At 38.2% G+C, this 15,697-nt stretch carries 11 protein-coding genes; 4 read left to right on the forward strand and 7 right to left on the reverse strand.

The genetic code is table 11. The features are described from left to right. Window positions 1-148: 148 nt before the first annotated feature. The 3 genes from ACFI34_RS14650 to ACFI34_RS14660 all read right to left on the reverse strand — a co-directional run bounded on the left by ACFI34_RS14650 (window position 149) and on the right by ACFI34_RS14660 (window position 4,708). Complete coding sequence (locus ACFI34_RS14650; RefSeq protein WP_462674020.1) at window positions 149-1,624, reverse strand: sulfatase; 1,476 nt, start codon at window positions 1,622-1,624, stop codon at window positions 149-151. A 99-nt stretch (window positions 1,625-1,723) separates the two neighbouring features. Then, window positions 1,724-3,127, reverse strand: a complete 1,404-nt coding sequence (locus tag ACFI34_RS14655) for a sugar porter family MFS transporter (RefSeq protein ID WP_462674073.1) — start codon at window positions 3,125-3,127, stop codon at window positions 1,724-1,726. A 117-nt stretch (window positions 3,128-3,244) separates the two neighbouring features. Continuing rightward, a complete protein-coding gene (locus tag ACFI34_RS14660; RefSeq protein ID WP_462674021.1) occupies window positions 3,245-4,708 on the reverse strand; it encodes a sulfatase in 1,464 nt (487 codons plus the stop codon). Window positions 4,709-5,094: 386 nt separating this feature from the next. Here ACFI34_RS14660 and ACFI34_RS14665 point away from each other — a divergent pair, with 386 nt between their 5' ends. The 4 genes from ACFI34_RS14665 (at window position 5,095) to ACFI34_RS14680 (ending at window position 8,562) form a co-directional block, all read left to right on the forward strand. Further along, the gene (locus tag ACFI34_RS14665; protein WP_462674022.1) at window positions 5,095-6,012 is read left to right on the forward strand and encodes a DUF4861 family protein; all 918 of its coding nucleotides are present in this window, start codon (window positions 5,095-5,097) and stop codon (window positions 6,010-6,012) included. Between the two features lie 10 nt (window positions 6,013-6,022). Continuing rightward, a complete protein-coding gene (rhaM, locus tag ACFI34_RS14670; RefSeq protein ID WP_462674023.1) occupies window positions 6,023-6,337 on the forward strand; it encodes an L-rhamnose mutarotase in 315 nt (104 codons plus the stop codon). A gap of 93 nt (window positions 6,338-6,430) precedes the next feature. Further along, the gene (locus tag ACFI34_RS14675; RefSeq protein WP_462674024.1) at window positions 6,431-7,885 is read left to right on the forward strand and encodes a tetratricopeptide repeat protein; all 1,455 of its coding nucleotides are present in this window, start codon (window positions 6,431-6,433) and stop codon (window positions 7,883-7,885) included. A gap of 170 nt (window positions 7,886-8,055) precedes the next feature. Then, window positions 8,056-8,562, forward strand: a complete 507-nt coding sequence (locus ACFI34_RS14680) for a YgjV family protein (RefSeq protein ID WP_462674025.1) — start codon at window positions 8,056-8,058, stop codon at window positions 8,560-8,562. 633 nt (window positions 8,563-9,195) lie between these two features. Here ACFI34_RS14680 and ACFI34_RS14685 read toward each other — a convergent pair. The 4 genes from ACFI34_RS14685 to ACFI34_RS14700 all read right to left on the reverse strand — a co-directional run bounded on the left by ACFI34_RS14685 (window position 9,196) and on the right by ACFI34_RS14700 (window position 15,696). Beyond that, window positions 9,196-12,303, reverse strand: coding sequence for a TonB-dependent receptor (locus tag ACFI34_RS14685; protein WP_462674026.1), 3,108 nt, complete (start codon window positions 12,301-12,303; stop codon window positions 9,196-9,198). 384 nt (window positions 12,304-12,687) lie between these two features. After that, on the reverse strand, window positions 12,688-13,260 hold the full coding sequence (locus ACFI34_RS14690) for a gluconate 2-dehydrogenase subunit 3 family protein (RefSeq protein ID WP_462674027.1): 573 nt from the start codon (window positions 13,258-13,260) through the stop codon (window positions 12,688-12,690). 11 nt (window positions 13,261-13,271) lie between these two features. Further along, window positions 13,272-14,978 (reverse strand): GMC oxidoreductase, encoded by a 1,707-nt coding sequence (locus ACFI34_RS14695; RefSeq protein ID WP_462674028.1) that lies wholly within the window; start codon window positions 14,976-14,978, stop codon window positions 13,272-13,274. Window positions 14,979-15,000: 22 nt separating this feature from the next. Continuing rightward, a complete protein-coding gene (locus ACFI34_RS14700; protein WP_462674029.1) occupies window positions 15,001-15,696 on the reverse strand; it encodes a 3-keto-disaccharide hydrolase in 696 nt (231 codons plus the stop codon). Window position 15,697 lies beyond the last annotated feature (1 nt).

The raw sequence follows: 15,697 nt of genomic DNA on the forward strand, positions 1-15,697 counted from the left end.
AATCTCTCTAAAATTGAAATAGATTTACTAAATTTGATATCTATTTATTTAAGCTAAAATATGGGGGACAAACCCAGATATCACCTCAATATAAGCTTCTGCGATTCTGAGTTTACTATCCTATTATGTGAATTGACTTTCAGCCCGTTTACCATTCTTTAATTTGCGGTAGCTTCTCCGCAATTAACTGCTGGTTAATGACCGCATCATATTCATGGTTAAGTTTTGTCGGAATATCAGCACCTATTCGCTTTTGCCATGTTTGCAGCTTTATTTTCAATTCCGCTACTTTGCTTGGCTTTTCGCTGGCAAGGTTATTCTTTTCAGCTAAGTCATTGGTTAAGTCATATAACTCAAAATCATTATTCTCAAAGTATTGGATCAGTTTCCAGTTACCACTTCTAATCGCACTCCCCGGACGCGTTCTAAACAGTGGATCTTGCCCTTGGTCGGTTAGCCCATTATGAGCCTGTAAGTAAATAGGGAAATGCCAGAACAAATCACGCTCGGCAATTCTTTTTTTACCTAATAAGTGTTTCGTTAAATCAACACCATCTAATACTTGGTTAGGCTGTTTTGATTTAGTGATATTAACTAAAGTCGGATAAAAATCTGCATTAATTACTGGAGTATGATCAAGGCCAGGTTTAACTTTTTCTGGCCAACGAATAATTAATGGTACGCGTAAACCGCCGTCATAATAAGAGCCTTTACCGCCGCGAAGTGGCGTAGGAAAAGACGTCATGCGGTAACCACCATTATCGGAGGTAAAAATAACAACGGTATTATCGGCTAAACCTTCAGACGATAACATTTCAAGAATTCGACCAACATTATCATCCATGTGTTCAACCATAGCTGCATAGGTTGCTTCTCGCTTACTTCTTATGCCCTTTTTATGATACTTATCTACTTTATCAATAACAGCTTGATAAGGAGTATGCACTGTGTAATAAGGCACATAAGCAAAAAACGGTTGGTCTTTGCTTGATTTAACCCAGTCAATCACCTCGTTGGTTAAGCGATCGGTTAAATACTCACCTTCAGGGCCATCTTCAATGTTGGGTAATTCGTATGGGCTGAAGTAATGAAATGTCATACCTTGGTGACTACCGGCAACATTTATATCAAAACCTTGTTTATCAGGATCTGCGCCTAAATGCCATTTCCCAAAAGTACCAGTGCTATATCCTGCAGTTTTCAATGATTCCGCTATGGTAATCACATCTGTACTAAGCCCACGCTTATTCTTAATCGGGATTAACTTTCGCGCCTTCTCATTCCCTCTGGCCGAAGGGGACACCGTATAAACGCCATGACGGGGACCATATTGACCAGACATTAAAACAGCGCGACTTGGTGCACAATTAGCAGCCCCCGCATAAGCCTGATCAAAACGTAAACCTTGTTTTGAAAGCTCATCAATATTAGGTGTCTCAAACAAGTCGGTTGTTTGGTTGTAACCTACGTCAGACCAACCTAAATCATCAACTACAATCATTAAAATGTTTGGTTTTTTCGGCGTAGATGCCTGTGATAAATCAACAGCAGAAGCATTAGCTTTTCCACCACAGACACTCAATAGCAATACGCATAAAGACATGGATATAGTATATAATTTCATGTTTTTCCTAGATTATAATTAGCCAACTATAAATTCTGTTTCAGGTAAAGAGTGGGAATTTTACTTCATTCGCCCCACACTGTTGCACCAAATACAAATTTAGCCCTGCATATCCTCTAACTCTTTACCTTTTGTTTCATGTAAGAACATAAATACAAATACCACCGAAATGAGTGCACAAATCGCATAAAAACCATACGCTCCAGCGAGGCCAACACCAGTTAGCATAATAGGGAATGACCATGTTATTAAAAAATTAGCAATCCACTGTGCAAAACCTGCAACAGCAAGACCTGAACCTCGGATTTGGTTAGGAAACATCTCGCCAAGCATTACCCACATAACAGGCCCCCAAGACAAGTTAAAGAAAAAGACATAAGCATTTGCAGCGACTAAAGCCACAATTCCTTGTTCACCTAACTCTAAGTTACCCAACACCCCTGTTTCTGCGTTTAAAAAAGCATAAACCATAGCTGCAAGGGTCACAGTCATACCTATAGATCCAATCAGTAAAAATGGCTTTCTACCCACTTTATCAATAAAGTACATAGTGACGAATACCGCTAAAATACTTACCACTCCGCTTATTATATTAATAAGTAATGCATCAGACTCGGTAAAACCTGCCGCCTGCCAAAGTACAGCTCCGTAATAGAAAACAACATTAATACCCACTAATTGCTGAAAAGTGGCCAAGCCAATACCTATCCATACAATTGGACGCAATTTATTTTTAGACTTGTCAATTAAGTCAGAAAGTTTTGGCTTATGTTTATCAGCGGCAAGTGATGCGACAATTTCATCATGCTTTGATTGAGTAGAGTCAGCTCCATACAAACGAGTCAATACGATCATAGCTGCTTCTGTTTTTCCAGCCATAATTAAATAACGTGGACTTTCTGGAATAAAAAATAACGCAATAAAAAATAAGCTAGCAGGTACTAGTTCAACCCAAAACATCCAACGCCATGTCTCTAGATCCAGCCAAAATAATGCTGTTGACCCACCGGCACTATTTGCTAAAAAATAATTACTAACAAAGGCACTAAACAACCCGAAAATAATGGCAACTTGTTGCAACGTAGACAGCGTACCTCTATATCGTGCTGGTGCAATTTCACTAATATAAGCAGGCGTCATTACAGATGCAGCACCTACCGCCAAACCGCCCAAAATTCTATAAATTACAAACTCAAATGATGTATCAGCAACGCCTGATCCCCATGCACTCACAATAAACAAAATTGCAGCAACAATTAATATGAGACGACGGCCAAACTGATCGGCCAATTTACCTGCAGTAAAGGCACCAATAGCACAGCCAATTAACATACTCGATACGTTAAAACCCGTGCCTGCGCTGCTTGAACTAAAAGCCGTTTGTAAGCCATCTACAGTACCGTTAATAACACCGCTATCAAATCCAAACAAAAAGCCACCAATGGTTGCTACAAAGCAAACCAAAACGATTAATAGTACATTTTCTTTATTATTCATAAATATCCATAGTGTGTGTTGTTGTTATTAATACAGATTTTGAATAGTACGTAAGCTGTAAATATTAGCCTTGATAGCTATTCGACTTTATTAAACTTGACTCTCTTTTCATTAATTCAAAATCTAAAATGTGTCTAGCGCTTTTTTGGTCAACTCAGAAAAGTATGGGTTGCCGTTATAATTTGAAACAACGGACCACTTTGCATTTTCTTTGGGTAGAAAGCCAATTAAGCGTTCTTTAACTAGTTTGTATTCATTTAGATTAGCCACGTTGTTCCACTCATTTTTGTCATTTTCATGGTCATATAGTTCTTCACTTCCATCCTCATAACGAATATAACGATAACGCTCTGTTTTGACCGCATGGTTATTTGGCCCATAAGTCGTTACTGCCGCGTGTTCCCACTGCGCATCTGGTTTCCTTAGCAAGGGTGATAAGTCTTGCCCTTCATTTAAAGGGTTATCAGGCAAACCACATATTTTGATCAATGTAGGATACAAATCCAATAAACTAACAGGGCGATTACTCACTTGTTTGGTCGAAGACTTTGGCGGTTTAATTATCAACGGGGTTCTAGTGGCCCTTTCCCACAGAGCCATCTTAGCAAATTTACTTTTTTCACCTAATTGATAACCATGATCCCCCCACAATACCACTACGGTATTTTCTGCGTACTGACTATTTTCAAGCGCATCCAGAACTGTCCCGATACAAGAGTCGACAAACGAAATACTGGCTAAATAAGCTTGTACCATGTTTTTCCATTCATCATTTTCTATCGCCCACTTTGTAGTAGGCATCATAGGTAATTCGGTTACAGCTTTTGCAATTTCAGGGACATCGTTTAAGTCATCTTTAAAATAAGGTGGTAACTCAATTCCTTCGATAGGGTGCATATCAAACCACTTTTGTGGGACATGCCAAGGAACATGAGGACGAAGAAACCCTCCTACCATGAAAAAAGGTTTATTGTGTTCTGTGCTTAACTGCTTGGCTAGCCACTGTGCCGATTCGAAATCAGGCATTTGCTGATCAGATTCTGGAAACGCTCCCCAATCGGTATTAGTTCTGGGATCATGCCATTTCATTCTCTCTGAAGGGTAAGGACCAAACCCTTTTGCTCGGCCACCATAATTATCAAAGCTACCATCAGCTACTTTCTTATGAAAAACCTTGCCTACCGCGGCAGTATAATAACCGTGCTGATTAAAGTATTCGCTTAAAAATATTGATTGACTCGCTTTATCATTAGCAGACTTAATGTCATTGTCTTCAACATGCCCATAAATACCTGTTGTAGACGGAGCTAGACCAGTCATAATGCTGGCGCGTGATGGTCCACACAGCGGTGCAGGTGCGTGGGCGTTAGTAAACACAGTACCCATATTGGCTAAACGGTCAATATTGGGAGTTTTAGTATTAGCATGCCCCCCTAAAGGGCCAATCCAATCATTTAAATCATCAACAATGAGCATTAACACATTTGAATATTCTTTTTTTAATTGTGCTAGCCAATTAAATTCACATCCAGCAAGAGTTGCAGTCGCTAATCCTGCACTACTAAGAAGAAACTTACGCCTATTCATATTGAATGATCCTCAAATTTTTAAATCCAGCTAAGTTTGATTTAGGGAGTTGGCGACACATTTAATTGCAATAACACTCATTATAATGCAATATCAATCACCATTAGGCAATGTATTAGTTTTTGATGGGGGTAACTTAAATGGTTTTTAATTTGAAAAAGGATAAACAATCAAATTTTCGATTAAATAAAAAAACACGTTATGCGATTGTTATATTAATAGCTATTACAGCAGTTAATATTATCTATTCAATTCCAGATAAAAATCCATTGCCCCCTACCTCAAGCACCAATAATTCGTAATATAACCAGTTATTTAAAAAATATTTTAACGTGTAATGTAATAACTTTAATGGTTCGTAAAACACACAATTTATAGGAATCACCATGAATAAAAAAATTAAAGCTAGGAAGTCACCTCTTCTTTTATTAGCCTCAGGCTGTTTGATTTTATCAGGATGCGCTAAAGAAATATCATCAACTAGCCAAAGTGATAATTCATATAAAAATGAAGTAAAAGCCTATGCTGTGTTTGTTCCAAAAAGACAAGACGATTTTGCTTGGGAAAATGACAAAGTTGCATTTCGCGTATACGGTCCCGCAGCGCCTATAAAAGGGCACTCTAGTGGTGTTGATGCTTGGCTTAAAAAAGTAGATTATTCAATTATAGACAAGTGGTATGAAGAAACGTTTAATAAAACAGGGTCATACCATACTGATACCGGTGAAGGTTACGACCCATACCATGTAGGTATTAGTCGCGGTGTTGGCGGTTCAGCTATTTGGGTGGATGGAAAAGACTACACAGCACATAATTATAACAGCTATAAAATAATTACTAATGGTCCTGATAAAGTCGTCTTTACACTCGAATATGAATTTAAAACACCGTTAGGGCTAGTTAATGAGTCAAAAACAATATCGTTGCCACTAGGTTCAAATCTATACAAAGTAAATTCTGAGTTTAAACTTGATGGTAAACCCGCTTCTTTGCCCATTGCGATAGGTATTACAACACATGATGGAAAGGCCAAGGTATCACACAATAAAGAGACCGGCAGAATCTCAGCATGGGAGACGTTTGATTCAATGGCATTGGGGACGGGCGTTGTTATTACTCCAAGTAAAATAACAGATATTAAACATATTGCTAAAGAAGCAAAAGATGAAAGCCATATTTGGCTTTTCACCAATTCTGACAAAAATGGTGCGATTGAATATTACGCTGGATTTGCATGGGAAGCTGCAGGTGAAATAACCACGCAAGCCCAGTGGCATAACTACCTCGATAACTTTAAGAAATAGAGGCATTATCATGGAAAAAATTGCTTTTACAATGACCTTATTATCCGGGAATGAAGCTGAGTATAAAAAACGTCATGACGAAATATGGCCTGAGCTTGTGACAGAGTTAAAAAATGCAGGGGTTTCTGATTACTCAATATTTCATGATCCAACATCAAATAAACTTTTTGCTGTATTAAAAAGAGAAGACAACCACACAATGGACGCACTGCCTTTAGCGCCAATTGTAAAGAAGTGGTGGGCATTTATGTCCGATATTATGGAAACTAACAGTGATAATTCTCCTGTTGTAAACCCTATTAACGAGGTATTTCACTTAGATTAAAGCAAACAAGTACAAACCGTATGAAACACGAATGGGGTTTGTACTTTCACCCGCCAAATAAATACTGCTTTAACCATTAATATGGAACATGTGATGAAAACAAAACTGAAGTGGCTATTACTTGCTGCATTAATAAATTTCAGCAGTGTAAAAGCGGCTGATATCCTTAAAGCAGACCGTTATTTTACAGAGCAGCAGTATGATTTAGCAAAAAAAGAATACGATAAAGCAGCCCAACTTGGTAACCCACATGCATATTATCAATTAGCAAGAATCTACTCAAAGGGCTTAGGCGTCAAACAGGATATTGTTAATGCACTTATTAATTATTCGTTAGCAGCCGAATACGATTATTTTGACGCCCAAAAGGTAATAAATGACACTTTAACTAAACTTCCCGCTGAGGCACAAGAAAGCTTTGTCAAAATAATGAACGACTACAAAGCCACTCAAGGGAAGCAAGCAATTGACGCAAAATACTTTCCAATAATTAATCAAAATACGCTATCTAAAAGAATTACGTTTAATGGCGAACTAAGCCTGAAACATATTTTTCATAGCGATGATTTTATTACAGATTCTGTGGCTAGTTTGAATAACTTAGCAATTGAGGAAGGAGGTAATGAAGACGCCGCGTATATGTCTTCTCCAAAACAACCATATTTAATTTTAGATATTGATATTGCTCCCGATGGCTCAGTTCGTCACTATTCTATAGTGCAAAGCCTTGGAGGAAATACATCTAACCTCATAAAACAGTTTGTACTATTTCCACAAGAAAAACCTTTTCTAAATAATCAATATATAAATTTCGTGCAACGCGTATTTTTAGGGGCGGCAGGTTATTCTAAATCAATATTAGTTGATAAAAACGAGGTTTTGTATTCTCAAATATTACGTACTTATAAGCGCCTAAAGCAGGGTAAAACCCTAAACGAACAATACCAATATGCTATGGCGTTATTTAATTTCCCTTGGTTATCCAAAGAGCCTAAAGAAGCTGAAATGAAATTACTAACGATTGCTCAAAAAGGGCACCCTGGTGCTATGTACGAATATGGAATGTTACTTTACAGAGAGCAACGCGATATTCAAGATGCCATTTACTGGATTTCGCAATCTGCAAAATATGGTCTTATTCGCGCAGAATACCGTTTAGGCATGATTTTAAATTCTAGTCCTTGGGTCCAACACGATGAAAAAAAAGCCTTGTTTTGGTTTGAGTCTGCAATGGAAAAAGGCGACATTAATGCGGCAATAAGAGCGATTAATATTACACTCACAGCAAAGGACAGGTCTTTAATCAATGTTGAATCTGCCGTCAGAAATTTAAATAATATTGAGAAACATCATGCTGACAATCCTGAGTATTACTACTTATTAGCGTTATCTTATCGTGACAGGTCAGTAAGAGATTTCAGTAAGTTTGTTAGTAATATGCGAACAGCCATTAGCCGCGGAAACTCTGTAAATTGGGATACCAGTGAATGGCAAACACTATTAGATAAATCAACGATTGGCACTGTGTACATAACTGATGGAAAGTAACCTATATGCAGTCCTCTTAAGTAAAACGTTTTAGTTTTAACTCAAGGCGATTCAATTAATGGTTTGTTATCCACCGTAGAACGCTAATATATATATTTTGCGGTGGTTTGTTGAAACCAGCCTTACTTTATACATAGTTAAAGCAGGTAACGATATTAAAAGGAGAATATGTGTTTGATAGTTACTTTGCGCAAAGTTTAGGGTTTGTAAGTTTTATATTAGCCGTTTTGTGCTTTATTCAAAAAGATGACCGCCGCCTAAAATCAATGATGATTTTAATGAATTTAAACCATGCATTACACTTTTACTTATTAAATGCCGTCACCTCCTCTTTGTGCTGCTTATTCTCAGCCGGGAGAACAGCTATTTCAATTAAAACCAAAGAAAAATGGATAGCCGGCTTATTCATTATACTTACAGGGTTAATTGGTTACTTAACAGTAGCTCAATGGACAGATTATATTGCTGTATTAGGCTCATGTTTAGGCACATTCGCTTTATTTTGTCTTACCGGAATTAAAATGCGCTGGGTAATCTTAGTAGGCTCTTGTTTGTGGCTAATAAATAACATTATTATTGGATCACTTGGGGGCATACTACTAGAAACAACTGTCATCATTATTAACTTAACAACGATTTATAAACTACACAAACATACTAGCAGTGCCTCAATTTAAAAAGGATTTTGTCCAGATAGTCGTCATGATTTGAAACTCTATACAAACCTGCTTTATCCACTTAAAATCAGATACTAAAATGTTAAATAAATTCATAAAACAAAGCTTAAATATATCATAGTGTCATTTGGCGACGTTATTAATTATTAAACGAAGTTGACATACAAACAGCCTTTGTAGAGCACTTAAATTCGCGCCGAAAACAAGTAAAATGTCTCGTAATGCTTTATCAAGAAAAGTATGACTCCGAGCCCTTTTTTTGATATCACTTTTAGCCCACACCCTTTTGGCGAGCACGCAACATAATTCGCAGGTTATAATTTAAAGGCTATTCAACAATTAGCATCTGCCGCGGGGTATGCAAGTTGGGGGCAAGTACAAGGAATAATATCTGACATTGCTGACGCTATTTTTAACTTTAAAAACATTCCACAATCGCTCGATATCAATAAACAAACCATTCGCTTAATAGAACACCAGTTCAATAATACTCATGCCATAAATAAACATTTAATTACAGGCTAATGTGCGTCAGTATTTAACTTATATTCTCAATAGCTTGCTCTGCATTATTTGAAAGTAAAAAAGCCTAACAAAAAATTGTTAGGCTTTGACAAGTAACTACATTTTTACTTAAAAGTTATAACTAAAGCTTACTTCATAAATTCGACCAGTGTAATCAACACGAGAAACTGCTTTCTCATTGTTACCCCAGTATTCATAACGTTGTTCGTCGGTTAAGTTATAACCACGTAAATACGCTCTGAAGTTTTTATTAAATTTATATGAAGTGACTAAATCTAAACGGCCTGTTGCTTTTTGTGTACGAGGCTGTACACCTAAGAAAGAATTTTGACCTTTCAATGTTGAATCGTCTTTCCAATTGTATGCAACCCTTACGCTAAAGCCGTCATTTTCATAGTAACCAATAGCGTTAAACGACTCAGGAGCAACAGAGTATAATGTGCTTTCTTCTGTACCATCTTGGTCAATGTACGTGTAGTTAAATACGCCACCAAAACCATTCCAAGGGTACGGTAAAAAGTCTAGTTTTTGCTGAATAGCTAACTCAATACCCGTTAATTCGATAGTTTCGTTATCATTAAACTTCTCGTTAATTCTAACAGAGCGGAAATTTTCTGTGCCATCGTCACCTATGAATGGTTCAACTTGCGTACAAACAAAACCACCTGTAGCTGCGTTATCTTCACGAGAAACGTCGCTACCTAATGCTTCAATAATAAGTGCATCACCCTCTGGACAGCTCTCTCTGTCTTCAAAAAAGCCTGTAAGTTCTTTGTAAAATACGCCCACAGAGATAGCACTACCATCACGGTTGTACCATTCTAACGACATATCGTAGTTGTCTGCGTCGTACGGTTTAACAAAGCTCGCAGGCTTGTCAATTGTAACACTTGTATTGCTGCCTCTGACCTCTGTAGTTGGCGTCATCACACGAAGGTTAGGACGGACAAACCCTTTATTATATGCTGTACGTAAAACAAGATCTTCACGTAAGTCAAACGCAAAGTTAACCGATGGTAACCAGTGGTCGTAGTCATCACTTATTTTTGTATCTACTAAAACATCGCCGGCACTACGATCTCGTCTAATACCATTGAAATCGTTATTAGTACTAACATAGCGCATACCCACATTACCGGTCCACATTACATCGCCAAGTTCGCCATTTAAATCGGCCATAGCATAAGCTGCAGCTATTGTTTGCTCAACGTCAAAGTTAGTTGCGTATCGCTGTGGATGAGGGCCATTAAAACGCTCATAAAGCCCAGTGTCACCCGCTTTAATACCACCTTCAAGATCTGCTATTCCATTAGTCAAATTTGCAATGTGAGATAAATTATCAAACGTTCTCCAACCGCTATTGGCACCAAAGGTACCAGGGAATTTGCCGTTAAAAAATTCACTTTGCCCATCTGACAGAAGTGTATCGCTAATCGCAGAGCTACCCACAGCATTAGCATTTACACCAGCAGCACCGATTTGTTGGTCAAAGTTTTCAAGTACTTCACGGCTATACCTTGCACCAAATTTGATAGCACCAACTTTTAGAGTATCCCCTAAGCCAAAATCTACATAACGTTTAGCGTCAAATTCGCCGCTGGTCATTTTACGAACCGGGTTGTCTATTCTTCCCGTAATGTAATGGCCTAGTCGTCTGTTGCCATTTAATGGATCAGCTGTTGTTAAAGATAATGCATTCAAAGCTGAAGGACTTTGCCAATTTACGTCATAGTTGTAATCGTCCCAGCCTGTTGCATTAATAAATGCACGATTTAAGTTACCTTCGCCCGAATCTAATTGGATGTCGATTCCTGTTGGAACGGTAGTAACGTTTACACCATTAACTTTAGTTTTTGCTTTATGGTGGCCTGTATGTCTAAAGTCTAAGCCAATGTTTTGAAAGTTATTCTCTGACTCAGAATGAGTCAACATAGCATTAAAAGTCCAATCATCTACGATGTAATCACCATATAAAAATAAACCTTTTGCTTCTTCAAAGAACGTAGTTTCACGGTTTGTGAAAAGGTACTCACCGTCAGTAATTGCTGTTTTACTTACTGCGTATACAGGTGAACCATCTTCAAGTGTGTCATAAATGAATGGAGCCGTATTAATATCAGGCTCAATCATGTAAAAACGGTCACTGTTTTGTGGTTTATTTTGATTGTAGCCAGCACTAAATTGCGCATCTTGTTTTGTACCGCTATCTAAATCGCGCTTAGTGTAAAGTAAATGTGCGCCTACAGTCATGTCACTAGTTGGGCGCCATTCAATATTACCCGTAAACGAAAAACGATCGCCTTCACTGTATTCAGATACGTTTCTTAATGAAGAAGGACTACGAAGTGCGGCGTTCTCAGGGATACCATATTTTGCACGATATGCGTCAACAGTTTGTGAGTTTACTCGTAAATTTTTATCAAGCCCAGCGTCGGCAGCACCTATAAGTGGTGCATAATTTGTGAAGTTTGCAGTATCACGACGGAAAGTTTGACCAGAACCAGCAGCTTTGAATGCAATGGCAAGTTCATTTTCAATAAGATGTTTGCTCATTGAAAATTTAATAGATTCGTCCCACTTTTGGGTTAACTCTTCGTAACGCCCACCGACACTAACGTTATATTTACCATCAGGTTTTGCAAGCGCTCGTTGAAGTTGCTTATCTACAACACCGGCTATACCACCTGCTTGCATATCTGCAGTGGCGGCTTTAATAACAGTTACACCATCAAATACACTGGCTTCAAAAGCTGAAAATGGATTGCTTGAACCGACATCACTAAAACTCCGGCTAGGGGTCGCAAAGCTTTGACCTGCAGCAGTGGTTTTAACAAAACCACCACCTAAGCCACGTAAACTAATTTCAGACTGACGGCCTTCGCCTGAGCGTTCAATTTGAACACCTGGTACAGCCTGAAGCGCTTCGCCTAAATCTAACGCAGGTAAAGCATTTATGTCAGATGCAGAAATAGCATCAACAATAGAGGACGCATCTCGCTTGGTATTTAGTGCATTTTCCAATGCCCCACGGATACCTTGAACTTCAATCACTTCAAAGTCAGCTTTAGCTTTTTCAACTTTAGCGTCTTGGTTTTCGTTTATAGCTTGCTTAACTTCTTGAGCCAAAATTGAAGGAGCAAATAAAGTTAAAGCTATACCTAACGAACCACCAATTAATTTCGTCGAGGCGAGTTTTTTATTTTCTTTATTAAACATTGTTATCCCCATTTACATTGTGTGTCTGCTATTTTTACAAATAAGCTTGTTGCGTGTATGTCAAATTAACAGCCTAGGCTTGCTAATTAACAATACGGTAACACAATAAACAACACTTTCAAATCAAAAATAATCAAATTCAATCTCATTGAGCTTAATTCCATTTAAATCAAAGCATTAACAAACACAACCCTAATTAACAACTTATACATAAAGCCACATAATTAATATTTATGGCGAATATAAAAGCAAATTATTTAAATGAGACAATACAAATGAGCGGTATTGACTAGTTCTGACCAATAAAGGTTAAAGACATTAAAAAGAGAGAAGCACAACTTAATAGTGAAAAGTGTAAAGCCGTTTATTAAATAGCTTTACAAGTTAAGAAACTCTTTTTTTAAGGTTATACAACTCCATTTGATTCTTAGTAATATTTCCTTTATAGGTGCCAGGAACCAACATAAAATTAGGATTTGCTTCTTTTGAAGTGTAAAAAATATGAAATATCATTTCTTTAAGTTTTCGGTAACTCTTTGATAGTTCAGTCGAGCGTTCCGTAAACGCTTGTTTATCTAACTCAATAATCAAAGACTCCCTATCAGCCTTATTCGCGTTTTGATATTTCACTTTAAAGCTTGATTGAGAAATTAAATCTATCTGTTTAACAATGAACTGATACCGTTGCTTAGTTTCATTTCCAGCCCAACTGAGCATCAGTGCATCTAAAACACCAATAACATTTGCATCTGTCGCTCCTGGTAATTCTGTTCTAGGTATCATTATTTCAGCCACATCAGTCAAAATAGTTAATTCACAGGCAGTAAAGAAACGCCCACTTTGTGAATAAACAGATAACGAATTTGTAGTATTAAAAATTGATGCCCAAACGGGGCTAGTAACAAAATATACTGATGCTCCAATGAATAAACGACGACTTATATTAACTTTAGACATAACCCCTTCCCTTACAACTGGCCTTTAAAAAATAGTTTAGCTGCATAATCAACAGCTCGAGCGGTAATAGCCATATACGTCAATGAAGGATTTTGAGTTGCACAAGATGACATGCAGGCACCATCGGTCACAAACAAGTTCTTAACATCGTGGCTCTGAGCCCATTTGTTTAAAACGGAACTTCTAGGATCCTCGCCCATACAAGCCCCTCCCATCTCATGAACTCGATCGCCAACAGCAATAGGCTTTGTTTCAGGAAATTCGTTTACTTTGATATCCACACAGCCACCTGCGGTCAGTATTTCTTTAATATCTATCGCGGCTCGCTTAATCATCTTGCGCTCGTTTTCTCTTATTCGTGCATCAATATGTAATATAGGAATACCCCATTGGTCTTTTTCCGTAGGATGTAACCGCGCATAATTTTCAAACCTTGGTAACATTTCACCATACATTATTGCTCTAAAGCGCCAAGGGCCAGGTTGATTACTGTCATTTTTTACTTGAGCACCAATACCGACCTTTTTTGCAGTTGTGCCAGTATTGCTTCGATGCTGAGCTGTGCCTTGGAAACCAAATCCTCTTATAAAATCAGCGTCGTCTTTCTGCTCGTGTCGATAATTTGGTATGTATGTAGCAATCGGCCTACGCCCTATTGAGTATTTATCATCAAAACCTGGTACTTTCGCATCCGCTATAACGCCAGAAAAATGATCCATAATGTAATGCCCAACAGCACCACTGGAATTAGCAATACCATTTGGAAACGTTTTAGACTTAGAGTTCAGGAGTACTTGCACAGAACCTAATGCAGAGGCGCATAAGAATACAATCTTCGAGCGATATTGACGCTTTTTCTTAGTATGAGCATCAATTACAGTGACACCCGATGCTTTACCTGATCTATCATCGTAATCAACTGTTTCAACTATTGAGTCTGTTACAACAGTTAAGTTACCTGTTTTTTTAGCAGCAGGTAATGTTGCTGAGAGTGAACTAAAATAACCACCAAATGTACACCCTCGATTACAATATGAACGAGCCTGACATTGGCCACGACCAAGCTCAGTTTGCTCTTTAGTCGGTTGTGTGAGATTGGCCGAACGCCCTATAATTAAATGCCTGTCTGAATAAGCCTTTTTTAAGTTCTCAGCTATAAACTTCTCAGCACAACTCATCTCCCACGGCTTTTGAAATATACCATCGGGTAACGTATCTAACCCATCTTTATTCGCAGATACACCAATAAAAGACTCTACGTAATCATACCAAGGCGCCAAATCGTCGTAGCCTATAGGCCAAGGGACACCATTACCATCTTTGGCATTGGCTTGGAAATCTTTCACCCCCCACCGAAGGGATTGTCTACCCCAAGTTAATGAACGGCCACCTAATTGGTAGCCTCTAATCCATTTAAACGGACTCTCTTTTGGATATGAGATAGGATGCTCTTTGTCATCAATAAAAAACTGTTTAGTGGCATTTTTGAAATAGCCTTTGCGCTCAATCATAGAGTACCGTCCCTCCTCACTGAGGATTTCAGGGACTTTGTTTCGGTTCTCAATTTGCCAAGGCATTTGCATATCAGTATATTCTGGGCCTTGATGTTGAATATTACGCCCACGCTCTATTACAAGGGTTTTTAAGCCTTTTTCACAGAACTCTTTTGCCGCCCAACCACCTGTAATACCTGAGCCTACTACGATCACGTCATACATACAGTATGCTCCATTTTATTTATTATTTTAGCTCTCGAATGAATATATTTTTGAACCTAACCACATTGCCCTTAAGGCCCGACTCTTTATAAGACTTGCTTCCGTGATGCTGTAGGCCTATTACACCTTCATCATCTTTAATATCTTCTACATGGGTAGTGAGTATTCCATTGAGATAAATTTTGATTGAAGCGCCGTCGCAGACGACTCGTAATGAATTCCATTCATCTGGCTTATAAGCTCCGGCTTGCTGCTCTGACCAAGGGGGCAAAAGACTTTTTATAAAGTCATTATCTTTGTGTGATCTTTGAGGGTGTTCGGGGTACAGCCATTTTCGTCGGCCTTGATCAAATAACCCTCCGCTCCAACGACGTGGGCTCGGATCTATTTCAGCTTGATAGCCAACAACGCGTTTACCGTCTTTATCTTGCTCAATTTGGCCTCTAAAAATAATACCCGAATTACTATACTCATCAACATTCGGCATTTTTATATCGGCAGTCAAAATGAAGTTTCTGTAACTCTGCTTTGTAGTTAAAAACCAATTGTTAGATGAAATTAAATGCAACTCACCATCTATGAAGCGTGCTTGCCCAAACGAGTAAACATTATCAAAACGGCTAAGCTGAGGGTCTAGCAAATTAACTCTTTGCGTTGTTGTACATGCGGTAACCGAAAAAACAAAAAATATAGCTAAATATGATTTAATACCAGTCAAC

The organism is Pseudoalteromonas sp. PSi26, assembly GCF_054960575.1.